Source organism: Virgibacillus sp. GM2-2 (genome assembly GCF_055329585.1).
Genome location: NZ_JBUZWC010000023.1, coordinates 1 through 23,888 on the forward strand (window position 1 = coordinate 1; position 23,888 = coordinate 23,888).

Below are 23,888 nucleotides of genomic sequence, written 5' to 3' on the forward strand. Positions count from 1 at the left end.
TTTCGTTGCTTGACATACTTGATTGTTTGTTCAGTTTTCAAGGAGCAAATTGTTTTCTCTGCCAACTTATGTCGACAGTGTAAAAATTATATCACTTTACCATTAAATCTGTCAATGCATACTAATGGGAAATTGATATTTTTTTCTGCCGTTTTCGCGACAGCAAAATATATATTACATTCCTTTTAAATAAAAGTCAATACTTTTTATAAAATCTATTTCACAAAATTACTTCTCCATCCCAATCAAGCATACCACCAGCTAAATTAGAGACCTTGTATCCGTGTTCGTCTAAATATTCTGCAGCCCGCATACTTCTTGCACCAGAACGACAAACCATAACATAATGCATATCTTTACTTAATGAATCAATACGATTTGGTATCTCTTGTAATGGGATATGGTTAGCATTCTCTATCATACCTTGAGCTACTTCTTCATCTTCCCTCACATCAATTAAAACGATATTCTTATCCTTATTAATCAAGTTTTGTAATTCTTCCGAGTTAACCTCTTGAATATGTTTCATTTCTTTATCAGCCTTTCTTTTAATCAGCTTACTCCATCAATTATGTTACTGAATTTGTGTATACGTTGCAACTATCTAACACATGATATACATACTAAATTCAACGAACTTACATCATTATATTAGACAGGAGAATAGAAGATGAAACATAAGATTACCAACGTTATTGCCCTGATGATAGCTTTCCTAGTTATACCGGTTACGCTGCATGCTGAATCTAATGCTAAAGAACCTACGCCAATGAAAATTCACACTTATAGCGAGGATGTAACCGGAGATGGACAAAAAGAAACGATTGAGTTATTTGGCCAACCTTTCAGTAAAGACTCAAATTATTACCAAAATATATGGGCCGAAATCAAAAGTCCCCACAATAAAGAATGGAAAATTGATTATAGGGGTGGATATGAACCCACTTTACAATTTTATGATTTAAATCATGATAATGTTACAGATATATACTTTCAGAGTCCCACTGGAGGTAGCGGAGGACTATATAGTTATCAATTGAACACATTAAAAAACGGAGTACTTAAAGAAATCCCTTTACCAGTTCAACAGTATGTAAAGGGGAAATTCATAGAAGATTTTAGGGCAGTCTTATCACTCACCCCAAAAAGTCGCGGCATTTTTATCGATGTAAAAGATAGAAAAGACGATTACATTAGACTCGGTATTTATAATAGCGATGGTAAACTACTTGAACCAACAGACTTAATGATTGATCCGATTGCATTTTATGAACCTAAGTTAATAAGCAAAAGCAAAGGGTATGGTTTAAAAAGCTATCAACAAATAAGCGGTGCTTATCATGCAGATCAACTTGGAACAATTGAAACACTTTGGTATTACGAAAATGGAAAGTGGATTATTCTTACCACGGAATGGGTGCCAGCAGGATAGCAATCAACTAAAAATGAATGCATTACTTTTGATGCCTATAAACAATTAGGGATCTCCGTAAATACAGCGGAGATCCCTTTTTCTGTTAATTAGCCACAATATTAACTAGTTTTCCTGGAACTACAATAACCTTACGTACTGTTTTCCCTTCGATCCATTCTTTAATTGTATTATCTTCTAACGCCACTTTTTCAAGATCATCCTTAGAAATGTCTTTTGCAACATTAATCTTTGCGCGAACCTTGCCCATTACTTGAAGAACAACCTCTACTTCATCCTCAACAAGTTTTGATTCATCATAACTTGGCCAAGGCTCATAGCTAATTGTATTCGTATGACCAAGACACTCCCACAATTCTTCAGCAATGTGTGGCGCTACTGGAGAAAGCATTTTTACAAAGCCTTCAACATATTCTTTTGGTAGTTGATCCGCTTTGTATCCTTCATTTACAAACACCATCATTTGTGAAATACCAGTATTAAAATGAAGGTTCTCAAAATCCTCGGTTACCTTTTTGACTGTTTGGTGGTATACCTTATCAAGTGCTTCATTCGCACCTTCTGATATTTTTGACGAAAGTTTTCCATCCTCGTTAATCAACATTCGCCACACGCGATCAAGGAATCTCCTAGCCCCATCTAGACCATTTGTTGACCAAGCGATGGCTGCATCAAGCGGCCCCATAAACATTTCATATAGACGTAGTGTATCTGCTCCATGTGAAGCAACAATGTCATCAGGATTAACAACATTTCCTTTTGACTTACTCATTTTTTCATTGCCTTCGCCAAGAATCATTCCTTGGTTAAAGAGTCGCATAAATGGTTCCTTTGTTGGGACAACGCCAATGTCATAAAGGAATTTATGCCAAAAACGAGCGTAAAGTAGATGAAGAACTGCGTGCTCTGCTCCACCAATGTAAGTGTCAACAGGTAACCATTTTTTCAGTAGGTCAGGATCAGCAAGCTGTTCCGTATTATCTGGATCGATGTAACGTAGGAAATACCAACAGCTACCTGCCCACTGTGGCATCGTATTTGTTTCACGTCGACCTTTCATTCCAGTTTTCGGATCAACAACATTCACCCAATCACTATTAGCAAGTGGTGATTCACCGGTTCCGGATGGTTTTATTTCTTTAAGTTTAGGAAGTTCCAGTGGTAGCTCTTCTTCTGGAACAGCACTCATCGAGCCATCTTCCCAATGAATAATAGGAATTGGTTCTCCCCAATACCGCTGTCTAGAAAACAGCCAATCACGCAGGCGATACGTAATCTTTTTCTCACCTTTTCCACTGTCTTCAAGCCATTCAATCATTTTAGAAATAGCTGCATCTTTTTCCATTCCATTAAGAAAATCTGAATTTACGTGTGCACCGTCTCCGGTATAGGCTTCTGCTGTTACATCTCCACCTTTAACAACCTCGACAATCGGAATTTCAAACTTAGTTGCAAACTCGTAGTCACGTTCATCATGGCCTGGTACGGCCATGATTGCTCCGGTTCCATATGTCATTAGCACATAATCCGCTACCCAAATCGGCATCTTTTCATTATTGGCAGGATTTATCGCATAGGCTCCAGTAAATACGCCTGTTTTATCTTTGGCAAGGTCTGTTCGTTCTAGGTCAGATTTTGTTTGAACAGCATTTAGATACGAGTTAACCGCAGATTCCTGATCAGCAGTAACAATTTTTTTCACAAGTGGATGCTCAGGTGCAAGCACTGCATAAGTTGCTCCAAATAGCGTATCCGGTCTTGTTGTAAAAACAGTAAATGTTTCGTCATGGCCATCAAGATCAAATGTCACTTCTGCTCCTTCTGAACGACCTATCCAGTTACGTTGCATATCTTTAATGCTCTCTGGCCAATCAAGATCTTCAAGATCATCCATTAGGCGATCGGCATAGGCAGTGATTTTTAACATCCATTGTTTCATTGGTTTACGTACAACCGGATGCCCGCCACGCTCACTTTTTCCATCAATGACTTCTTCATTCGCGAGTACTGTACCAAGTGCTGGACACCAATTCACCGCTACCTCATCAACATATGCAAGACCTTTTTCATAAAGCTTTGTGAAAATCCATTGGGTCCATTTATAGTACTTCGGGTCTGTCGTATTGATTTCACGATCCCAGTCATAGGAAAAGCCAAGTTCTTGGATCTGCCTCTTAAAGGTCTCAATATTTTTCTGCGTAAATGCTGCTGGACTATTCCCAGTGTCTAACGCATACTGTTCTGCAGGTAGACCAAAAGCATCCCATCCAATCGGGTGTAGTACCTCATATCCCTGCATACGTTTCATTCGTGAAAATATATCTGTTGCCGTATACCCCTCCGGATGTCCTACATGTAAACCAGCACCTGATGGATATGGGAACATATCCAACACATACGCCTTTTCTTTTTCAGTATTGGTATTCGTTTTAAATGTTTTGTTTTCAAGCCACTGTTTCTGCCATTTTTTTTCAATCGATTGATGATTGAAGCTCATTTTGTTTCCTCCTTTAAATAATAGAAAATAAAAAAAGCCCCTCATCCCAATAAAGGGACGAGAAGCTGTATCTCCCGCGGTACCACCCAAATTAACGTAAATCGCACGTTCACTTTGTATCCTTAACGCGGATTTACGGCAAGAACTACTTACGTTCATTCTTGCAACATTAAAGGTGAGTTCATAAATATTTCAGCAACAGTTCACACCAACCACTGTCTCTCTAAGCCTGAAGTATTTATTACTAGTCCTTCGCATCGTTATTATAATATGTATATCGAATTTTAATGAATTGGTGTGCGGATGTCAAGCCTATTTCGCTTTCTTTCTATTATTATTTCGTTCATGCTAAAATTATATACAATCAAAAAGGTTAGGATGTATGGACATGATGAAAGGAATTATCCAATTTTCGCACTATCTATTAGAAGAAGCTATTAATAAGGGAGATACAGTAATCGATGCAACCTGTGGAAATGGACATGATACTGTGTTTTTGAGTAAATTAGTTGGTCAAAAGGGACATGTATTTGGTTTTGATATACAAGAACAAGCAATTTTAAATACGAAAGAAAAACTTGTAGCACATAAGATTGCAAATGCAACAATTATTAAAGATAGTCACAGTAATGCAATTCATCACTTAACTGTTGACCAACTCACATCGCTTGGAGGTGCCATTTTTAACCTCGGATATTTGCCTGGAAGTGACAAAGGAGTTATTACAAAAAGTGAAACAACGATACTCGCAATCGAAGGCATACTGACGCATTTGAAAGAAAATGGAATCGTCGTTCTTGTGGTGTACCACGGACACGAAGGTGGTGACATTGAGAAACGTAATCTCTTGGAATATACACATCAGTTAGACCAAAAACAATTTCGAGTACTAAAATATGGATTTATTAATCAGAAGAATGACCCACCATTTATTATTGCTATTGAAAAGAAAACAAACTAACGCATGGTTCTACTTGATAATAGTAGAACTTTTTTGTTGTCAATTTTTGTCGAAGTCAGTCGTATTGCCCCCATAACTTGAATAGTCTGAAACTCGTTTTAATATTTTGATTTTTCTTGACATGATCGGACACCTTTTATAAAACACACATATGATAGCGTTTTCTAAATTAAAATAAGGGGGCAATTATATGAAGAAGTTTAGTCTGTTTACGCTTCTATTCGCGATTATGGTTGTATTAGCAGCCTGCGGATCAAGTGAATCAGAAGGTAATGCTTCTGGTGGGGATGATAAGGTTTACAAAGTCGGTATCGATACTACATATCCACCTTTTGAATTTCAAGAAGGCGATGAATACAAAGGTATTGATGTTGATTTAATCAATGCGATTGCGGAAGATCAGGGTTTTAAGATTGAACTTGTACCAATGGATTTTGGTGGTATTATTCCCGCAATGCAGGCAGGAGAACTGGACATCGCAATTGCTGGAATGAGTATTACGGAGGAACGTAAACAAAAGGTAGATTTTTCAGAGCCATATTTTGAGGCAGGGCTTTCATTAGTAGTAGCAGAAGGTAACTCAGAAATAAAAAGCCTTGAAGATCTAAAAGGAAAGACTGTTGCGGTAAAAAAAGGAACCACGGGGGCAAATTTTGCAGAGGAAAATAAGGATAAATACGGATATGAAATCGTTCAAGTACCTGACAGTACATCCATGTTCCAAGAAGTGGCAAATGGTACTGCTGACGCTTTAATTGAAGACTATCCAGTAATATCTTATGCAATTGCTCAAAGTGACCTTAAACTACAGGTGGTTGGTGACCGTTTAAATGGTGATCATTATGGAATCGCGGTGCTTAAGGATGAAAATGATGAACTACTTAAAAAAATAAACGATGGATTAGCTAACTTAAAAGAAAGTGGCAAATATGATGAAATCATCAGTAAATATTTAGGTGAACAGTAAATTTTATCAGGCGCGCTTTTATAGCGCGTCTGTTTTAATGAAGGGGTTGAATTGATGGACGTTATTATCGAAACACTTCCCTATTTATGGGAAGGATTGAAGGTTACGCTTTATATCTTCGCAGTTGCAATAATTATTGGTTTTATTATTGGCTTAATTATGGCTTTACTCCGCTTAGCACCTTTAAAGATACTGAATTGGATAGCAAAAATATTTATTGATGCAGTCCGTGGCACACCTATACTGGTCCAATTATTCTTTTTTTATTTCGGGTTAAATTCACTAGAATTCATTTCACTCGATCGTGAAACTGCTGGTATCATCACAGTTGCAATTAATGCCGGTGCTTATTTTGCAGAGATTATTCGGGCAGGAATTCAGTCCATGGATAAAGGACAAACGGAAGCCGCACGTTCTTTAGGTCTTACAGGCACACAAAACATGCGACACATTATATTACCACAGGCATTTCGTCGTATGCTTCCAGCTTTTACAAACCAAGGAATTATTAGTTTAAAAGATACGTCTTTACTATCTGTAATCGGAATTGCCGATTTAACACAACGAGGTCAAGTTGCGATTGCACGAACTTTTGAAGCCTTCAACATCTGGATTGCTGTTGGGGTAATGTATTTTATCATAATTTATCTATTATCCTTACTTGCTAGTTTTCTAGAAAGGAGATTTGAATTACGATGACAATGATTGAAGTAAAAAACCTAAAAAAATCCTTTGGAAAGCTTGAAGTTTTAAAAGATATAAGCGTTTCAATAAAAGAACGAGAAGTAGTATGTGTGATTGGTGCGTCTGGGTCAGGTAAAAGTACGTTTCTACGATGTTTAAATCGACTGGAAGATATTACTGGCGGTCATGTAATCATCGATGGCAATGACATTACAAACAAAAACGTTAACATTAACGAGGTACGACAAGAAGTTGGAATGGTATTTCAACAGTTTAATCTTTTTCCGCATAAAACAGTTATGGAAAATATTATCCTTGCACCAATGAAAACACGTGGAACATCCAAACAAGAGGCAGTTAAGAAAGCCCAAGAACTTTTAGCAAAAGTAGGATTGAGCGAAAAAGCCGATAGCTATCCTGGATCACTTTCAGGCGGACAAAAACAACGTGTTGCAATTGCTCGTGCACTGGCAATGAATCCTAAAATCATGTTATTTGATGAGCCGACCTCTGCACTAGATCCTGAAATGGTGGGCGATGTACTAGAGGTAATGAAACAATTAGCAAATGAAGGAATGACAATGGTTGTTGTTACGCACGAAATGGGATTTGCTCGTGAGGTCAGCGATCGTGTCCTATACATTGATGAAGGACTAATTGTCGAGGAAAATGTTCCGCAGCATTTATTCGATAATCCACAGCACGAACGGACACAGGCTTTCTTAAGTAAAGTTTTATAAGAAAATGACTCCAGCGCTGGAGTCATTTTTGTTTTCGGTCATTTTTTGTAAACTTGTAATAAACTTTTGTATTCCAATGAAAAAATTTAGCTTTCGTACCACTAATACCAAGCAGAGATCTTTTTGTTCTTTCTGCACCTTTTAATTCGTTAACTTTCCAATCACCTAAGTATAATCCCACTAAGCCATTTACAACCATTTCGTGAAATGGATGGTTTGGTAAAAGTCTTACGTTATTGCGTGCATGTTTTACAAAAAACTGCAGTCTTTCCACTAGTTCTGACTGATTATCATAATACGTACAAAAGTTTAAATCTGCTTCGGTTTCATCCTCTTTTTGATCAATATAATAGTCTAACAAAATATGTAGACCTTGCATATATGGAAAATATCCACTATAAATTTCACTAGCTAGTTTAGTGGAAATCTTATCATCGAGTGCGTAAGAGACTAAGCAAAAGATACCTAGTGTTGATCCTGCAGCAGCGGAAAATTCATGCCATTTCAGCTGAGGAAACTCTTCTTTATAAGTTGCAAACCAGTTGGTTAACCTTGGTACACGTTCATTTTTATCAACATGTTTATGCACCTGCAAATCTCCGTAAAGACTGCAAAGCTTCCTTATAAAAGGTTGAATAGTTTCAAATTTAGGAATAACTTTTAATGCCTTTTGACATGTCCGTACCAAATCATTAAGATAATCACCATCATTCTGATCATCTCGTAGGGCATAATAATTTTTTACATGATAGTCTGGATCCAGTGCATCAAGCATTGATTGATGTAACAATCTAAAATCTTCTGGGTCTAGCGATGTGCTACGATCACAAAGGTTATCCAAATAATCACTAATTGTTTGATAGGCAACGATAAATCGAATAGCTTCTCTCCAATGGTCACCAGCTAAAAGAGCATAAACTCCTCCGCCCTGACAATGAAATCGCTTGGTCGAAATACTTGCTAATGCTTGACTACGTAATTCCGAATTAGGAATCTGCTGGGCATGGCGTGTCCAAAATGCTAGCTCTTTTCGAACTTCAGGGAAGATTTTTATATAAACATCACTCATAAGTTTAATTGAAGAAGTTGGAACTTGTTGTAGCAAGACACTTCCTCCATTCTCGTTGAAAATATTTGGTATACTATTTATATATACACCATCAAATTAGGAGGATACAAATGATACACCACTATAAAAACAGTACACCTACTATACATGATACAGCATATATCGCAAAAGGCGCAGTAATTACCGGGGATGTAACGATTGGTGAAGAAACAAATATTTGGTTTAATACAGTTATTCGTGGCGATGTTGCACCAACGCGAATTGGTAAAAGGGTTAGCATTCAGGATTTATCCATGGTCCACCAAAGCCCGAACAACCCAGTCATTGTAGAGGATGATGTAACCGTTGGTCATCAAGTAACATTGCATTCAGCTATTGTTCGTAAAAATGCTCTAATCGGAATGGGATCCATCGTATTAGATGGTGCTGAAATTGGAGAACATGCATTTCTTGGTGCTGGAAGCCTAGTTCCACCGGGCAAAAAAATTCCTCCTCATACATTGGCGCTCGGAAGACCTGCAAAAGTTGTTCGCGAACTAACGGATGAAGACTATCAAGATATGGAACGTGTGAGAAAGACGTATGTTGAAAAAGGGCAATACTATAAACATCATACATCTTTATAAGAAAAGCGTAAGCGCCCGTTTAGCAACGTACAAACTGGAGCACCCCGAAATGAGATAAAGGAAACACGGTGAGGTACGAGCCGATGTTGACTTATCGCAGTGGAGGAGTGTGAAGTTTGATAGTTGCTGGGCGCTGGAGCTAGACAGCTTTTCGTTTATACTTTCTTTGCTCTTAAGATAAGAAAAAGCGAAAGCATCCAAATCTGGATACTTTCGCTTCATTTTATTTCGTCAATGCTTTTAGCTCTTCTAATTTATCTGTTTTTTCCCAAGGGAACAAAATATCTGTACGACCAAAGTGCCCATAGGCAGATGTATTACGGAAAATTGGTTTTTGTAGATCTAGCATACGAATGATTCCTGCTGGTCTTAGATCAAATAACTTACGAACAGCTTGAACCAATGCTTCTTCACTAACTTTACCAGTGCCAAATGTGTTGATTGCAATCGATACTGGCTCTGCTACACCGATAGCATACGCTAATTGTACTTCACACGTTTTAGCGAGGTCAGCGGCAACGATATTCTTGGCAACGTATCGTGCTGCATAAGCAGCAGAACGGTCAACTTTAGTAGAGTCCTTTCCACTAAACGCGCCACCACCATGACGTGCGTATCCGCCATACGTGTCTACAATAATTTTTCTCCCAGTTAATCCAGCATCACCCTGAGGACCACCGATAACGAATCGGCCAGTTGGATTAATAAAGTATTTTGTTGATTCATCAAGTAAATTTTCTGGTACGACAGGACGAATAACTTGTTCAATTAAATCTTTTTCAATTTGCTCTGTCGTCACATCTTGATGGTGTTGCGTTGAAATAACAATTGTATCTACTTTAACTGGTTTATCGTTTTCATCGTATTCAACAGTTACTTGTGTTTTTCCATCTGGGCGTAGGTAAGCTAGTGTTTCGTCCTTACGCACATCTGACAAACGTTTCGCTAGTTTATGTGCTAAAGCGATAGGTAACGGCATTAATTCATCCGTTTCGTCACATGCGAAGCCAAACATTAAACCTTGGTCTCCTGCACCAATTGCAGCGATTTCATCATCTGTCATTTTTCCTTGACGTGCCTCGAGTGCAGTATTTACTCCGCCGGCAATATCAGCAGACTGTTCATCAATTGCAGTTAAAACTGCGCAAGTATCTGCATCAAAGCCAAACTTTGCACGTGTATAACCAATATCTTTAATTGTTTGTCTTACAATAGCAGGAATATCAACATACGTATTCGTGGAGATTTCTCCAGATACTAATACTAAGCCTGTTGTTACGGTTGTTTCACATGCTACTCGAGCATTTGGATCTTTCTTTAAAATTTCATCTAAAATTGCGTCTGAGATCTGATCACATATCTTATCTGGGTGTCCCTCTGTGACAGATTCAGATGTAAATAAACGACGATTTGAAGCCATATGGCTAAATCCTCCCTTTATAATTGTGTTACGGAACTCTATTTGTTATAGTACAATTGTTCAAGGTCCTTAAAAACAAAAAAAGCCCTTCCTGTTCAGGAGGAAAGGTGTTGTGGCCATTTCCTCTTATTGTTCAAGGAGTCATCCTTGCTTCAGGTTAGCACCTTTTCACACTTGTGATGGTTGCTGGGTTTCATCGGGTCTGTCCCTCCGCCGACTCTAAATAAGAGAGTATCCGCTCGAAACTTATCGTATCGAAAACCCCTCATCATGTCAACTTTTTTCGAACATTATATGACAGCTTTAATAAAATAATATAATAGTATGGATTAATTTTATGAATGTGTTATACTAATAAACAGATTTATAAAATCTTGATTACTTCTTATTTTGTAAAAAATAAAATCCATCCAAAAGGTAGGTATGATACATGAAATCGGTGGAACAATCATCATTGTTACAGGAGCTAATTTCTAATAAAAATGTACAAAAAAATTTATCTGTACCTCGTTTAGTCGAAAGAATTTTAGATCGTCATGAAGGTACATTAACTGCAACTGGCGCAATTCAAGCAACTACTGGAAAATATACTGGACGTTCTCCAAAGGATAAATTCATTGTCCGTGACGAATCGTGTGAAAATCTTATTGATTGGGGCGCAGTAAACCAGGAAATTGATGAAGCATCTTTTGATAATTTGTACGGTAAAGTAATTAATTACTTAAAAGAAAAAGATGAACTTTTTCAGTTCAAAGGATTCGCAGGTGCTGACAAAAAGTATCGTTTGCCAATCCAAGTAATTAACGAATATGCTTGGCACAATTTATTTGCGCGTCAACTTTTCATTACGCCGACAGAAGATGAATTATCAACACATAATCCAGAGTTTACTGTTATATCAGCGCCAACCTTTAAAGCTGATCCTGCAGTTGATGGAACTAATTCAGAAACTTTTATCCTAGTTTCGTTCAAGAAACGCATTATTTTAATTGGTGGTACTGAATATGCAGGAGAAATTAAAAAATCAATTTTCTCTGTTATGAACTATCTTTTACCACAGCGAGAAGTATTATCCATGCACTGCTCTGCTAACGTTGGTCAAGAGGGCGATGTAGCATTATTCTTTGGACTTTCTGGTACAGGAAAAACTACTCTATCGGCTGACCCATATCGCAAACTAATCGGGGACGATGAGCATGGGTGGAGTCCAAACGGTGTGTTTAATATCGAAGGTGGATGCTATGCAAAATGTATCAACCTATCAGAAGAAAAAGAACCACAAATCTACAACGCAATTCGATTTGGGTCCGTATTAGAAAATGTAATTCTTGATAAAGATTCACGTATCCCAGATTACGATGATACATCTCTAACGGAAAATACACGTGCAGCATATCCACTAGATAATATCGATAATATTGTAACACCTAGTGTAGCTGGTCACCCAAATACAATTATCTTTTTGACAGCTGATGCATCTGGTACACTACCACCGATCAGTAAATTAACAAAAGAACAAGCAATGTATCACTTTTTAAGTGGCTATACAAGTAAATTAGCTGGAACAGAACGTGGCGTGACAGAGCCACAAGCAACTTTCTCAGCTTGCTTTGGTTCACCATTCTTGCCACTAGCACCGTCGACCTATGCAAAAATGCTTGGGGAAAAAATTGATCAATTTAACACAAACGTATTTTTAGTGAACACCGGTTGGACTGGTGGTTCATATGGTGTCGGAAATCGTATGAAACTCTCCTATACACGAGCAATGGTTCATGCAGCACTTGAAGGTGAGTTAAACACTGTTGAAACTACGAAGGACGATGTCTTCGGTCTTGAAACGCCAATGCACGTTCCTGGTGTTCCAGACGAAGTATTGGTTCCTAGAAGTACTTGGGCTGACAAAGAAGCTTACGATGCGGAAGCGAAAAAGCTTGCAATGAAATTCCATGAAAACTTTAAGAATTTCACACAAGCTGATAAGGAAATTGCTCAAGCGGGTCCACTTTATAAAGGTTAAAATAATTGAAGAGAGCCAGTCTCAAAAGGCTGGCTTTTCCTTTTGAATATTACTCTATTGTAACCTAGTGCATGTACAATTGAACAAAGAAAGTGTCTCCCTTCAGGAAAACACGTTTACTTTGATAAATATTCACTTTTAATTTTTTCCATACAATAGGTTAAAACATCGTCCTTCATAATAAAGCTGTATTTTGTGTTTTTACGGACATTTTTAGGTATGTTATCTAACAAGACTGGTCCATGGGTTTCATAGTAAGTAGACTGCTCAATGAGTTTATTGACGTTAGCAAAATAAACATTTTTTATTACCGTCCCGCCCTTGCCTTTAACATAGTATTGACCAACATAATCTAACCGATCAACTGACCCGCCAGTTTCTTCTTTTACTTCACGTATTGCGGCATCTTCAGCTGTTTCACCTGGTTCTACCTTGCCACCAGGAAATTCCATTCCTCGATCTTTATGATTAGTTAGTAGCCAACGATTTTGATACGTACAAATTACCCAAACATGCTTTGGTTCTTTGGAAAAATAATGATCTTCAAATGTTAATTTAACCTCATTGTTATAATAATCTCTAAATGTATTCATTATTTCAGCTGCCTTTTTCCCCGTTAATTAAATTGTCTATCTCTTATTATGTTCCTTTAAAGCAGCTAGTATAAACTACTTTTGACTAAATTAATGAGAATTCATCTACTCATTACAAATGTCTATCAGATAATATTCCCATCGATTCAATATGTTCTCGTGTTTTTTCATCACCTAAATCATACAACATTTGAAAAGCACCTGTCATTCCATCATCATAATCATCATTCGATTGGTCATTGTGATAAGACATGATCGGCACGTGTGCACGAAAGAAAGCACGAAAATTGGCATCGTCCATATCATTCAATTTCTCGCGTAACAATATAACCTCTTCATCTGTCGCATGAATAATGAAATCAGCATTGTTCCCATATTTAATTTGTGAAACCTCTTGTGTACCCATATTAACATAAAACTTTTTCTTATCCATGTTGCACCTCCTACTATTAATTTGGCTTAATTTTCGAGAAGCATGTATGGGAAGAAAAAGTTCATTAGAAAACTTGGCTTATCGCCAAGCTTTAATGGCGAAAGCCTTAGTTGCCCTTATACTGATATCCATAAAACTAATATTTTCCTATCAGTGTTAGAAAACCCTGACATTCGCCTTGTCCTTAATAGCGAATGCCAGGGTTTTCTTATAAGGTTTACCATAATTTATAATTTCTGACGTTATTAGAAAACTTGGCTTATCGCCAAGCTTTAATGGCGAAAGCCTTAGTCCCTTATACTGATATCCATAAAAACTTATACTTTCCTATCAGCGTAAAAAAGGCTGGCATAGATTCCTCTATACCAGCCTTAATCATTATACAGTTTGATTTGTTAATTGTTGGGCGCTATTTGCGAAAATACAACGTCCTTTACCGTGCGGAATACACATTGGAGTTCCAAACATAGGATCGAATGTTACATCACATTTCATCTCAAAAACGTCGTGAACTAAGTTACAATTGATAATTTCTTCAGGTTTACCCTGTGCATAAACCTTTTTGTCTTTAATTGCTACAACATGATGAGCATATCGACATGCTAGATTTAAATCGTGCAGTACCATGACAACAGTACGCCCATCCTTTTCATTTAATTCAAATAATAAATCCAATACATCAATTTGATGTGTCATATCTAAATATGTCGTAGGTTCATCAAGTAAAATGGTATCTGTTTCTTGTGCTAGCGTCATTGCTATCCAAGCTCTTTGACGCTGTCCACCAGATAAAGAATCAACAGCACGATCTTTTAATTCAAGCATGTTCGTTGATTCTAGTGCTTTAAGTACGGCACTTTCATCATCTTTTGACCATTGCTTCAAAAAGCCACGGTATGGATGACGACCCTGCTTTACAAGCTCCATTACCGTTAAACCTTCTGGTGTTACAGGACTTTGTGGTAAGATAGAAAGCTTTTTAGCAACTTCTTTTGTTCCCAGTTTGGCGATATCCTCACCATCTAAAACAACATCTCCACCCTTTGGCTTTAGTAAACGCGCCAATGATCTTAGTAATGTTGATTTACCGCATCCATTTCCACCGATAAATACTGTGATTTCACCTTTAGGTATTTCTATATTTAAATCGTCAATGATTATGTCTTCACCGTAACCAAGAGTTAAATCTTTCGCTGTTAACGTTTGCATCGGATCACTCCCCTACATCCTACATGAAAAACCTTACATGTATGTACTCAAAAAAATTTACTGTACTTATAGTTTATTTGTTTTTTGATCATTAGTCAATGACTTTGATAATCTTTATCAATTAGTTTTTTAAAATGTTCACATTTTATCATCTAAATGCATCCTAATCATTCGAATCAACAAATCAATCGTTTCGTCTCCATCTGGAAATTGGGAAGAAATCCATTCAAATTCACCAGATAGAAAACTACATAGCAAATAAACAGCCCGCTGGTGATTTTTTGGTGTAAGTTGTTCATGTACCTCATTCAATTTACAGACAATTTCTCGCGGTAATGATCGCTCAATCGTTTTCAGTCCTAGCTGTGCTCGCTCTGGGTTATATCGATATAATAAAACTCTTGCCAAATAATCCATTACATTTGTCAACATCCTAACAGACCAGATATCATTTCCTCTTGCTGCGGATTTCTTGTACTGAAATAGAAACCAAGCAACATCGACGACATTGTCTTTGAATTCAAAATCAGTAAGCTTCAAGCTTTGTTTGTCGTTGAAAGCAGTAAGCAAATTATGTGGATCATATAATATCTTGAAATAATCCTTTTCCGATAACGTTTCTTTTGTGACAGTGAATAAATCAATATGTAAATAATTATCATAGATCGCAATTATTTGTGGTGCAATGATAAATATGTCGTCTGAAAAAATAATAGGGCGAAATGCTTCTAAATGCTTCAATCTCCCTGATAAAAATTGTTTCTCGTCTTTTTTACTTACCATGCAATATAAATCGATGTCTGAATGCTCATCGTGTTCATTTCTGCCCATTGAACCTTTTAAAAATATCGCTTGAACACTTTCATCTTTTTGTAAGCTCTGGCAAACTTTTTCTACTGCAAGCTCTTGAGTTAGCATGTAAAATCCCCCTAATAGAATAGAATTTCCGCATTACCCTTACTCTTAATCGTGCGTGCTGTTATTTACACTAGTCCAAAAAAATATTACTACAGTATACAACAAATGAAAAAAACAGTCCAACTCGTATGAATTAGACTGCTTTAAATAACTTAAATTAGTTCAAGTAACTTATTTCGCAACAGCTTATTTGATGCATTGCGTGGTAGTTCTTCGATAAAATAAATGTACTTTGGAACTTTGTATTTTGCTAATGACTGCGATGCATATGTTAAGACTTCCTCAGCTAATACTGCTTTGTCATTCAAAACAATAAAAGCAGCAGGTACCTTGCCCCATTCATTATCTTCTACACCAGTTACACCGACTTCTCGAACCCCTTGCATCCCTGCTAACACACTTTCTACTTCAGTAGGATAAATGTTCTCACCGCCAGAAATAATTAAGTCCTTACGTCGATCAACCACATAGAGAAATCCTTCCTCATCCAACCTCCCAAGATCACCTGTAGATAACCAATTACGTTGAATTGCAGCTTTCGTCGCTTGTTCATTGTTATAATATCCTTTGGTAACCATTGGTCCTTTTACTGTAATCTCCCCGATTCCTTCCTGATCAGAATCGTTTATTTTTAGTTGAGCTGGAAATAGTGGTTTGCCTGCAGAACCAAGCTTACGTAGCGCATCAGCAGGACTTAATGTAACTATTTGAGACGATGTTTCAGTCATACCATATGACTGGAAAACAGGGATTTGTTTCTCTTTTGCTTGTTCAAGTAAGCCTTTTGGTGCTGGACCTCCCCCCAATAACATACAACGGAAAATTTCTGGATAATTGTCCTCACCCAAAAATTCAATTAGGCGATGAAGCATTACGGTTACAACGGATGCAATGGTCACCTTTTTGTGCATAATCGCGTGATGTGCTTTATCTACTTCGAAATGTTCCATTAAATAGATAGGCATACCATACATGACACTTTTTATAAGGAGAGAAAAACCACCAATGTGGAATAGTGGAAGCATGGCTAGCCATTTATCATCTTTATGCATGCCTAAATTAAAAGCAGATCCTGTTGCACTCCACCAGTGATTTCCGTATGTATGCTCTACGCCTTTTGGATTTCCCGTTGTTCCTGAGGTGTACATAATAGTATATACATTATCTAAAACGATTTCGGATGCAAGTTGAATGTTTGATTCGCTATATATCGCAACTTTTGCAAATGATAAGATGGGAACGTCAAAATTCATTTCAGTCAAATGGTTGTCCAAGGATTCCGCAACTAATAAAGTTGACACGTCACCATCTTCTATTTGATAGGTAAGCTCATTTTTAGTTAAACGAATATTGAATAGTACCGCTACCGCTTCTAAATAACTTAAAGCATGGATAGCGACAACCATCTCTTTGCAATTTGTTGAGAAGATTCCAACCTTCGAATTTTTTTCAATACCTATACTTGCTAGCTTCCTCGCGAAAGATTTCGCCTGATACATTAACTCATGAAAAGTCAGCTTGTCCCCATTTTCAAATTCTACTGCACAATCATTCGGAGCTAGGCTCGCTTGCTTGGTTAACCAATGTGGAATTGTTTCACTCATGTTGGGGTTCCTCCAGTAAAATTAATGAGATAATTCGTGATATGTAGTTCATTTTTAGACGAATTTAATTCGAATCACCAATGGAGTAATCGAAAAATTGATGAAAAAACCTCTGCTCCTACGAGCAAAGGTTTTTGTTCCTTGAATATGAACCGATCACGGAAAACGTGGGAACTGTTTAAAGTCTGGTTTTCTTTTTTCCTTAAATGCATCGCGACCTTCTTTTGCTTCATCAGTAGTGTAGTAAAGAAGTGTTGCGTCTCCACCCATTTGTTGAAGACCAGCTAGTCCATCCGTATCAGCATTAAATGATGCTTTCAAGAAACGTAGTGCAGTTGGTGATTTTTCTAGAATTTCTGAGCACCATTGCATTGTTTCTTCTTCTAATTTTTCTAATGGAACGACTGTATTGATTAGTCCCATATCTAATGCTTCGTTAGCACTGTATTGACGACATAAGTACCAAATTTCTTTTGCTTTCTTTTGACCAACAGTACGCGCTAATAAGCCTGCGCCATAACCAGCGTCAAAGCTTCCAACTTTCGGTCCTGTTTGTCCAAATACAGCGTTGTCTGCAGCAATTGTTAAGTCACAAACTAAATGTAGAACATGTCCTCCACCAATTGCATAACCAGAAACCATTGCGATTACTGGTTTTGGCATAACGCGGATTAAGCGTTGTAAATCTAATACGTTTAGGCGTGGAACTTGGTCGTCTCCAACATACCCACCATGGCCACGTACCGATTGATCGCCACCTGAACAAAATGCCTTATCTCCAGCACCTGCTAAAATGATAACTCCAATTGACGAATCATCACGTGCATCTGCAAAAGCATCGTACATTTCGTTTACTGTTAACGGTGTAAACGCATTATGCTTTTCAGGACGATTCATTGTCACTTTAGCAACACCATCATATTTTTCGTAAATAATTTCTTTATACTTCTTTGCTTCTTCCCATTGAACCATGATTATCCTCCTTCTATAACTTGTCCATTTTTTGTACTGGTTAGAAATTGAACCAGCACATTCATCTAAGTATTTTGTCATTAGGACATGGCAAAAAGCCAAGTTTTCTAATGTAAAATAAACTCACTTACTATTTTAACAAAAAAATCGAATTGTTCCACATGAATTGCATGACCGGTATTTTCAACAATGATTAATTTACTGTTTGGTAGTACATTTTGCATTGATTTATTAATAGCTATGAATTTAGAATCAAGTTGTCCTACTACTAGCAATGTTGGTACAGTGAAACCACTCAATTGACTCCACCATGATGGTTGAGATCCCGTTCCCATTGAATATAGGGACATCGCAAGACCTTCTGGATTCTGTGCCAATCGCTCATTTCGGATCGCTTGTTGTGTAGCATCGGAAAGTTTCTTCTGTGATTGAAAAAGGGAGATATTTTCCCAATAATCTACAAAATCCTCTACCCCAGTTTGTTTAATCCTTTCAGCCAATTGCTGATCATGTTTCACCCTAACGCTACGCTCTTCCTTATTTTTCAAGCCAGGTGAAGCACTCTCTAACACTAGTGATTTCACTAAATTGGGATAGATTATTGCAAACGATAACGCTGTTCTTCCTCCCATTGAATAACCAAGTAGATGTATTTTTTCTAAACCAAGTTGTTCAACAATTGATTTTAAATCATGACAACATTCATGCATCGTTTTTGCTTCGTTTACACGAGTTTTTCCGTGACCAGGTAGATCAATAATAATAACTTGATAATCTTTCTCCAACTGTGATGCCAGTAACTTCCAGGTTTTTGTACTTCCAGTAAATCCATGGAGTAGAACGATTGGATCACCTTGACCACATACTTCACACCAATAATTTGATTCATTAACAGGTACAAACATTTTCAATTCACACGCCTTTTACAAGCTCGGATTCGATTGATGACCACAAGCTTCGGTGCCATTCCTTATTATTAACCCGATCTGTTTGAACCTCCACAACAGACAACCCGTTGTATTGATAACTTTTAAAAAGGGCTTCAATGAAATCCTCTTTTCGTGTTACGACATCATGGGATCCACCATACATTTTTACTACATTTTCAAAATTGATTCCATGAGGTGTGCCAAATAAAAGTTCAAATTTATCTTTTTGTTGTTGCTGTGGAAGAAATGAAAAAATTCCTCCACCATCATTATTAATTAACACGATGGTGATGTTGAGATTATAATGCTTAGCGGCTAACAATCCGTTCATATCATGAAAGAATGATAAGTCGCCAAGTAGCAACGTTAATGGCTCGCCATCAGTGGCAGCTCCAAGTCCACTCGATACCACTCCATCGATTCCATTCGCTCCACGATTAGCTAAAACGGACAGCTCTTTGGGTGAAGCTAGGAAAAACGTATCTAAATCACGGACAGCCATACTGTTACCCACATATAATGAGCTTTTTTCCGGAATCACATCCATTAAATGTTTTACCGCCGATCCTTCTGTCAGTTCCTCGGACTGAGAAATATCGTCTATATGCTTTTTGGTCACTTGATTCATATGCTGCCATTCCTCAAGCCAGCCCTTATCACCAAAAGGCTCAACATCAATCGTCAAAAGATCCTCACAAAAACGCTTGGAATCAGCATAAATAAATTCTGTTGCATTTCCTACAGGTTCACGATAACCAGCATGTTCCTCAACGATATACTGTTTGCAATCAGCGTGATCCTTTATGTAAAAAAGGTACGGCTTGGAAACAGGCATTGCACCAAATCGTATGATGAAATCGGGCTTCAGTTTTTTTCGAATCGCTTCATTTCGCAAAAATGCATCATAACCTTCTATCACTAAATCCTTATCATGTTGTCCAGCTCTTATTTGTGATAATGGATCCGCCAATACCGGGATTTGCCATTGTATGGCTAATTTGGTTATAACATTTGATAATTCCTCGTTTGTTTGGGGACCGCATACGATAAGTCCTCGTTCATTATTGCTAATTTCTTTCATAAACTGGTGTAGATTTTTCGTGCCTATACGTTTTTTTCCATCCATTGTTGGATAGAATCTAGTATTATTACGTTTTCCCCATAGATCCTCTAGGGAAAAGTCAGGAATTAACGGTTCTCTGTATGGAAAGTTTAAATGAACTGGTCCAGCATTTCCTTCGTTAGCTACATGAATTGCACGAGAGGCCTTGTTCCGTGCGTAATCCAACATTTTAGGATCGGCGTCAGGTAAAGCCATCTCATGGAACCATTTAACGTAATCATTGTAAAGCTTTATTTGGTCAATCGATTGAGGTGCACCTACGTCTCTCAATTCATGCGGTCGGTCGGCTGTGATTACGATCAAAGGTACTCGACTATAGTGAGCTTCGACGATTGCGGGATAGTAATTGGCTGCAGCTGTCCCTGATGTACAAACAATTGCGACTGGACGTTTTTTCTTTTTCGCCATTCCTAATGCAAAGAAAGCAGCTGATCGTTCATCAATCACTATCCACTGGTTCATTTCTGGGTGTTCCATGACCGTCATAGCAAGTGGTGTGGACCGTGAACCAGGAGAAATAACGACCTCCGTTAGTCCACTTGCTACTAATTCATCAACAAAATTGGCTGTATAACGTGTTAAATCTTCCGTATGACTCATTCTTATCCCCCTAAAACAGATAGCATTGGTAATAATTTAATGTTTGTTTCTTCATATTCTGCCTCAGGGTCAGAATCCCGTACAACACCACACCCAGCAAATAAGGATGCTTCATCTCCTTGAATTAAGCCAGATCGGATTCCAACAGCGAACTCACTATTATTTGCATCATCCAGCCAACCAATTGGCGCACCGTACCAGCCACGATCAAGTATTTCTTCTTCACGTATAAAATGTAAAGATTCCTTTCGTGGTACACCTCCAAGTGCAGGTGTTGGATGTAGTTTACCAACTATTTCAAAAATATTTACGTCATGATTCACCATTCCAGTAACCGGAGTATAAAGATGTTGTAAATTTTTTAAGGGATACACAATCGGTTCATTTGGAATTTCAATCGTTGCACAGTATGGACTAACAGCCTCTTTAATCATCTGCACAACATAATCATGTTCACTACGATTCTTTTCATCGTGAAACAATTGATTTGCTAATGCTTCATCTTCCTCAAATGTTGCTCCTCTTGGTGCAGTACCAGCTAGACAGGCAGATAAAAATTTCTCGTTTTCTATTTTTAACAACCGCTCCGGTGTAGCTCCGATAAAACAATCTCCGGTACGTTCAAATGCAAACACGAAACTATTCATTTGCGTATCTAATAAGTCCTGTAATACTGAGGAAATCACAGCTTTATTAGATAGCTTTAAACGTAATTCTCGTGAAAGTACTACTTTATCCATCTTTCCCTTTTTAATTTGATCTGTTGCCTGTTTTACTGTTTGTTTCCATTGTTCAGGTTCTATTTCTTTTCTATTCGTGATTTCTGATTTTACAGGAACATCAGATGGTTGTTGAATTAAAGCATGCAAATCTTTGTTTAATTTAGTTATATAATCATCATGTGTGGCCTGCACAGTTACAGTCATATAGTACGTATTCTCATATTTTGTTAGTAAATATGTTGGAATTGTAAATTCACTCTCAGAGAATTTTTCCCAAAGTTGTGTGGAATCTTTTTCTGGATCAAAAGACATACCACCCATTGCTACTAATCCTGTCCCTGGTTTTTGATATGGGTTATGAACGTGGGCTTCTTGTTTTACCCGATGCCACTGTTCATTTGTTTCTTTAAAGCGATTTTCGGTCGCTTCTATTCGATAGGTCGTTCCAACACCAACCATAAAAAAGTCTTCAGCTGTACTTGACCAAAAAGTACGATCAACTCCTAGATGCTTCGCAGCATGAAAAAAATGAAGTGGATTAACTGCATCTATTTTTTTCGTAACACTGACAAGTTGTGAATGATTCGCCTTTTTCAAAAGATCAATTGTCTCATTAATGATTGTTTCAAATAAGATATCCTTTGTTTGGATCATTTATATAAACCTCCGTTACCCAATACACTTAAACATACATTTCTATTTTATTCTCTTTTTAACGGTTTCTCAAGAAAAGGGAATATTTTTCGGTTTTTGTCGATTGACACCCTAGTCCGGTTTGCCTAAACTTAATGAGTGAGTTTACTTAGAAAACTTGGCTTGTCGCCAAGCTTTAATGGCGAAAGACTTAGTTACCCTTATACTGATAACCATAAAAACTTATACTTTCCTATCAGTGTAAAATGAAACTTCATTCAGTTCTTCCTAACTGAATGTTAGTCGAACGAATCGGACATTCACGGGCAATTATTATCAATTTTTACCTCCGTTTTTGAGGCGGAGATTCTATTGCTCGTCAGTGAGAATAATTAGAGGAGAGAACAACCATGGAATCAACAAAACAAACATTAGGCGAAAAGCCTGGATTTCAAATATGGTGGAGGCTTTTACGTCCACATACGCTAACCGCATCGTTTGTTCCCGTTTTTGTTGGAACAATGCTAGCACTTAATAAGGATTCATTTCATCTTTTACTTTTTTTAGCCATGTTAATTGCATCCATTCTTATTCAATCAGCAACAAACATGTTTAACGAATACTTTGATTTCAAACGCGGACTAGACAACGAAGAGTCTGTAGGGATTGGTGGTACAATTGTCCGCGACGGAATTGCACCAAAAACTGTTCTACGCCTTGGAATTGCCTTCTTCGGTATCGCAACACTTTTAGGAATTTATATTTGCATGGAATCAAGCTGGTGGATAGCTGTTATTGGTTTAGTATGCATGCTTTTCGGCTATTTATATACTGGCGGACCTTTTCCAATTGCTTACACTCCTTTTGGCGAATTATTTGCTGGATTTTTTATGGGAACTGTCATTATAGGAATTAGCTATTACATTCAGACATTAACGATCACGTCTGAGGTAATTTGGATATCTATTCCGATAGCAATTTTTATTGGATGTATCTTGTTAGCCAATAATATTCGCGATTTAGATGGTGACAAGCTAAATGGTCGTAAAACAATTGCCATCTTATTAGGTCGAAAAAACGCCATTGTTTTTCTAGGGCTTCTATTTTTAATTGCTTATGGATTCACGCTTTATTTTATCGTTACTGACATATTGCCTATATGGTCTTTACTCACTTTCATAAGTGGTAAAGTGGCAATTGACGTTATAGCGAAATTTAAAGGGAAAACGAAGCCGATTGAAATGATGCCAGCGATGGTTTTGACTGGTAAAACAAATTCGATTTACGGATTTTTATTAGGACTATCGTTATTGATAAGTGAATTAATATAAGGAGTGTAGCTAATGGACTATAACAATACCTTAATGGAAGCACTTGGAATGAATATGGAAAAATTAGATAAAGATGAAATTATCATTACCATGCCAGTCGATCATCGTACGAAACAGCCAGTGGGATTTTTACATGGTGGGGCAAGTGTAGCCTTAGCAGAAACTGCTGCAAGTGTTGGAGCAATGATGAACGTTGACTTGGATAAGTTCAATGTTTTTGGAATTGAAATAAATGCGAACCACGTAAAAAGTAAACGTGACGGTATTGTAACAGGTGTGGCCACTCCTATCCATGTCGGAAAAACAACAATGGTATGGGAAATTAAAATTGTTGATGAAAACGATCAACTTATATGTATTTCACGATGTACCATCGGAGTTGTAGCAAAAAAGTAGAGAGGTGAT

The 23,888-nt window shown here is 37.4% G+C and carries 22 protein-coding genes, 1 riboswitch and 1 other annotated feature; of the genes, 9 read left to right on the top strand and 13 right to left on the bottom strand.

The features are described 5' to 3' along the window. Positions 1–220 precede the first annotated feature (220 nt). Positions 221–529 carry a rhodanese-like domain-containing protein gene (locus ACY9Z2_RS17895; protein ID WP_463611034.1) on the bottom strand — a complete coding sequence of 103 codons (309 nt, stop codon included), beginning with the start codon at positions 527–529 and terminating at the stop codon, positions 221–223. 141 nt (positions 530–670) lie between these two features. Here ACY9Z2_RS17895 and ACY9Z2_RS17900 point away from each other — a divergent pair, with 141 nt between their 5' ends. Beyond that, positions 671–1,432, top strand: coding sequence for a YybI family spore inner coat protein (locus ACY9Z2_RS17900; protein ID WP_463611035.1), 762 nt, complete (start codon positions 671–673; stop codon positions 1,430–1,432). Between the two features lie 85 nt (positions 1,433–1,517). On the opposite strand, the gene leuS is transcribed toward ACY9Z2_RS17900, so the two are convergent. After that, positions 1,518–3,929 (bottom strand): leucine--tRNA ligase, encoded by a 2,412-nt coding sequence (gene leuS, locus ACY9Z2_RS17905; RefSeq protein ID WP_463611036.1) that lies wholly within the window; start codon positions 3,927–3,929, stop codon positions 1,518–1,520. A 50-nt stretch (positions 3,930–3,979) separates the two neighbouring features. Further along, positions 3,980–4,196 (bottom strand) — a binding site (T-box leader). 121 nt (positions 4,197–4,317) lie between these two features. On the opposite strand from leuS, the gene mnmM reads away from it, so the two are divergent. From mnmM to ACY9Z2_RS17925, 4 genes are all read left to right on the top strand, one after another. Beyond that, positions 4,318–4,890 (top strand): tRNA 5-(aminomethyl)-2-thiouridylate-methyltransferase MnmM, encoded by a 573-nt coding sequence (gene mnmM, locus ACY9Z2_RS17910; RefSeq protein WP_463611037.1) that lies wholly within the window; start codon positions 4,318–4,320, stop codon positions 4,888–4,890. Positions 4,891–5,080: 190 nt separating this feature from the next. Beyond that, positions 5,081–5,857 (top strand): transporter substrate-binding domain-containing protein, encoded by a 777-nt coding sequence (locus ACY9Z2_RS17915; protein WP_463611038.1) that lies wholly within the window; start codon positions 5,081–5,083, stop codon positions 5,855–5,857. A 54-nt stretch (positions 5,858–5,911) separates the two neighbouring features. After that, a complete protein-coding gene (locus ACY9Z2_RS17920) occupies positions 5,912–6,556 on the top strand; it encodes an amino acid ABC transporter permease (protein WP_463611039.1) in 645 nt (214 codons plus the stop codon). Beyond that, the gene (locus ACY9Z2_RS17925; RefSeq protein ID WP_463611040.1) at positions 6,553–7,281 is read left to right on the top strand and encodes an amino acid ABC transporter ATP-binding protein; all 729 of its coding nucleotides are present in this window, start codon (positions 6,553–6,555) and stop codon (positions 7,279–7,281) included. Before ACY9Z2_RS17920 ends, ACY9Z2_RS17925 begins: the two co-directional genes overlap by 4 nt. Positions 7,282–7,303: 22 nt before the next feature. On the opposite strand, the gene ACY9Z2_RS17930 is transcribed toward ACY9Z2_RS17925, so the two are convergent. Further along, positions 7,304–8,386, bottom strand: coding sequence for a tetraprenyl-beta-curcumene synthase family protein (locus ACY9Z2_RS17930; RefSeq protein WP_463611041.1), 1,083 nt, complete (start codon positions 8,384–8,386; stop codon positions 7,304–7,306). 74 nt (positions 8,387–8,460) lie between these two features. Here ACY9Z2_RS17930 and ACY9Z2_RS17935 point away from each other — a divergent pair, with 74 nt between their 5' ends. After that, positions 8,461–8,976 carry a gamma carbonic anhydrase gene (locus tag ACY9Z2_RS17935; RefSeq protein WP_463611042.1) on the top strand — a complete coding sequence of 172 codons (516 nt, stop codon included), beginning with the start codon at positions 8,461–8,463 and terminating at the stop codon, positions 8,974–8,976. Positions 8,977–9,199: 223 nt separating this feature from the next. On the opposite strand, the gene metK is transcribed toward ACY9Z2_RS17935, so the two are convergent. Next, positions 9,200–10,396 (bottom strand): methionine adenosyltransferase, encoded by a 1,197-nt coding sequence (gene metK / locus ACY9Z2_RS17940; RefSeq protein WP_463611043.1) that lies wholly within the window; start codon positions 10,394–10,396, stop codon positions 9,200–9,202. 123 nt (positions 10,397–10,519) lie between these two features. Further along, positions 10,520–10,626: riboswitch (SAM riboswitch) on the bottom strand. Between the two features lie 200 nt (positions 10,627–10,826). On the opposite strand from metK, the gene pckA reads away from it, so the two are divergent. Continuing rightward, positions 10,827–12,416, top strand: a complete 1,590-nt coding sequence (gene pckA / locus ACY9Z2_RS17945; RefSeq protein ID WP_463611044.1) for a phosphoenolpyruvate carboxykinase (ATP) — start codon at positions 10,827–10,829, stop codon at positions 12,414–12,416. A 116-nt stretch (positions 12,417–12,532) separates the two neighbouring features. Here the strand turns inward: pckA and ytkD are convergent, their stop codons facing one another. From ytkD to ACY9Z2_RS17990, 9 genes are all read right to left on the bottom strand, one after another. Next, complete coding sequence (ytkD, locus tag ACY9Z2_RS17950; RefSeq protein ID WP_463611045.1) at positions 12,533–13,009, bottom strand: RNA deprotection pyrophosphohydrolase; 477 nt, start codon at positions 13,007–13,009, stop codon at positions 12,533–12,535. Positions 13,010–13,121: 112 nt separating this feature from the next. Next, on the bottom strand, positions 13,122–13,442 hold the full coding sequence (locus ACY9Z2_RS17955; RefSeq protein ID WP_463611046.1) for a hydrolase: 321 nt from the start codon (positions 13,440–13,442) through the stop codon (positions 13,122–13,124). 378 nt (positions 13,443–13,820) lie between these two features. After that, positions 13,821–14,651 (bottom strand): ABC transporter ATP-binding protein, encoded by an 831-nt coding sequence (locus ACY9Z2_RS17960; protein ID WP_463611047.1) that lies wholly within the window; start codon positions 14,649–14,651, stop codon positions 13,821–13,823. Positions 14,652–14,789: 138 nt separating this feature from the next. Next, a complete protein-coding gene (locus tag ACY9Z2_RS17965) occupies positions 14,790–15,569 on the bottom strand; it encodes a nucleotidyltransferase domain-containing protein (protein WP_463611048.1) in 780 nt (259 codons plus the stop codon). Positions 15,570–15,721: 152 nt separating this feature from the next. Next, a complete protein-coding gene (locus ACY9Z2_RS17970) occupies positions 15,722–17,173 on the bottom strand; it encodes an o-succinylbenzoate--CoA ligase (RefSeq protein WP_463611049.1) in 1,452 nt (483 codons plus the stop codon). A 156-nt stretch (positions 17,174–17,329) separates the two neighbouring features. Continuing rightward, positions 17,330–18,145, bottom strand: a complete 816-nt coding sequence (gene menB / locus ACY9Z2_RS17975; RefSeq protein ID WP_463611050.1) for a 1,4-dihydroxy-2-naphthoyl-CoA synthase — start codon at positions 18,143–18,145, stop codon at positions 17,330–17,332. A 107-nt stretch (positions 18,146–18,252) separates the two neighbouring features. Continuing rightward, positions 18,253–19,050: a 2-succinyl-6-hydroxy-2,4-cyclohexadiene-1-carboxylate synthase gene (menH, locus tag ACY9Z2_RS17980; protein WP_463611066.1), complete on the bottom strand. Its 798-nt coding sequence runs from the start codon at positions 19,048–19,050 to the stop codon at positions 18,253–18,255. 7 nt (positions 19,051–19,057) lie between these two features. Then, a complete protein-coding gene (gene menD, locus ACY9Z2_RS17985) occupies positions 19,058–20,797 on the bottom strand; it encodes a 2-succinyl-5-enolpyruvyl-6-hydroxy-3-cyclohexene-1-carboxylic-acid synthase (protein WP_463611051.1) in 1,740 nt (579 codons plus the stop codon). Between the two features lie 2 nt (positions 20,798–20,799). Continuing rightward, positions 20,800–22,173, bottom strand: coding sequence for an isochorismate synthase (locus tag ACY9Z2_RS17990; RefSeq protein WP_463611052.1), 1,374 nt, complete (start codon positions 22,171–22,173; stop codon positions 20,800–20,802). Between the two features lie 389 nt (positions 22,174–22,562). Here ACY9Z2_RS17990 and ACY9Z2_RS17995 point away from each other — a divergent pair, with 389 nt between their 5' ends. Together ACY9Z2_RS17995 and ACY9Z2_RS18000 are read left to right on the top strand one after the other, a co-directional pair. Continuing rightward, complete coding sequence (locus ACY9Z2_RS17995; protein WP_463611053.1) at positions 22,563–23,483, top strand: 1,4-dihydroxy-2-naphthoate polyprenyltransferase; 921 nt, start codon at positions 22,563–22,565, stop codon at positions 23,481–23,483. 12 nt (positions 23,484–23,495) lie between these two features. After that, positions 23,496–23,879 (top strand): hotdog fold thioesterase, encoded by a 384-nt coding sequence (locus tag ACY9Z2_RS18000; RefSeq protein ID WP_463611054.1) that lies wholly within the window; start codon positions 23,496–23,498, stop codon positions 23,877–23,879. Positions 23,880–23,888: the final 9 nt, after the last annotated feature.

What these genes read in the sequence shown, in the direction of transcription:
- metK (WP_463611043.1), bottom strand. Translation starts at nt 10,396, where the DNA reads ATGGCTTCAAATCGTCGTTTATTTACATCTGAATCTGTCACAGAGGGA.
- ACY9Z2_RS17920 (WP_463611039.1), top strand. Translation starts at nt 5,912, where the DNA reads ATGGACGTTATTATCGAAACACTTCCCTATTTATGGGAAGGATTGAAG.
- ACY9Z2_RS17960 (WP_463611047.1), bottom strand. Translation starts at nt 14,651, where the DNA reads ATGCAAACGTTAACAGCGAAAGATTTAACTCTTGGTTACGGTGAAGAC.
- ACY9Z2_RS17935 (WP_463611042.1), top strand. Translation starts at nt 8,461, where the DNA reads ATGATACACCACTATAAAAACAGTACACCTACTATACATGATACAGCA.
- ACY9Z2_RS17895 (WP_463611034.1), bottom strand. Translation starts at nt 529, where the DNA reads ATGAAACATATTCAAGAGGTTAACTCGGAAGAATTACAAAACTTGATT.
- menD (WP_463611051.1), bottom strand. Translation starts at nt 20,797, where the DNA reads ATGAGTCATACGGAAGATTTAACACGTTATACAGCCAATTTTGTTGAT.
- ACY9Z2_RS17915 (WP_463611038.1), top strand. Translation starts at nt 5,081, where the DNA reads ATGAAGAAGTTTAGTCTGTTTACGCTTCTATTCGCGATTATGGTTGTA.
- ACY9Z2_RS18000 (WP_463611054.1), top strand. Translation starts at nt 23,496, where the DNA reads ATGGACTATAACAATACCTTAATGGAAGCACTTGGAATGAATATGGAA.
- ACY9Z2_RS17970 (WP_463611049.1), bottom strand. Translation starts at nt 17,173, where the DNA reads ATGAGTGAAACAATTCCACATTGGTTAACCAAGCAAGCGAGCCTAGCT.
- ACY9Z2_RS17900 (WP_463611035.1), top strand. Translation starts at nt 671, where the DNA reads ATGAAACATAAGATTACCAACGTTATTGCCCTGATGATAGCTTTCCTA.
- ACY9Z2_RS17965 (WP_463611048.1), bottom strand. Translation starts at nt 15,569, where the DNA reads ATGCTAACTCAAGAGCTTGCAGTAGAAAAAGTTTGCCAGAGCTTACAA.
- ytkD (WP_463611045.1), bottom strand. Translation starts at nt 13,009, where the DNA reads ATGAATACATTTAGAGATTATTATAACAATGAGGTTAAATTAACATTT.
- pckA (WP_463611044.1), top strand. Translation starts at nt 10,827, where the DNA reads ATGAAATCGGTGGAACAATCATCATTGTTACAGGAGCTAATTTCTAAT.
- ACY9Z2_RS17995 (WP_463611053.1), top strand. Translation starts at nt 22,563, where the DNA reads ATGGAATCAACAAAACAAACATTAGGCGAAAAGCCTGGATTTCAAATA.
- menB (WP_463611050.1), bottom strand. Translation starts at nt 18,145, where the DNA reads ATGGTTCAATGGGAAGAAGCAAAGAAGTATAAAGAAATTATTTACGAA.
- leuS (WP_463611036.1), bottom strand. Translation starts at nt 3,929, where the DNA reads ATGAGCTTCAATCATCAATCGATTGAAAAAAAATGGCAGAAACAGTGG.
- ACY9Z2_RS17955 (WP_463611046.1), bottom strand. Translation starts at nt 13,442, where the DNA reads ATGGATAAGAAAAAGTTTTATGTTAATATGGGTACACAAGAGGTTTCA.
- ACY9Z2_RS17990 (WP_463611052.1), bottom strand. Translation starts at nt 22,173, where the DNA reads ATGATCCAAACAAAGGATATCTTATTTGAAACAATCATTAATGAGACA.
- ACY9Z2_RS17925 (WP_463611040.1), top strand. Translation starts at nt 6,553, where the DNA reads ATGACAATGATTGAAGTAAAAAACCTAAAAAAATCCTTTGGAAAGCTT.
- mnmM (WP_463611037.1), top strand. Translation starts at nt 4,318, where the DNA reads ATGATGAAAGGAATTATCCAATTTTCGCACTATCTATTAGAAGAAGCT.
- menH (WP_463611066.1), bottom strand. Translation starts at nt 19,050, where the DNA reads ATGTTTGTACCTGTTAATGAATCAAATTATTGGTGTGAAGTATGTGGT.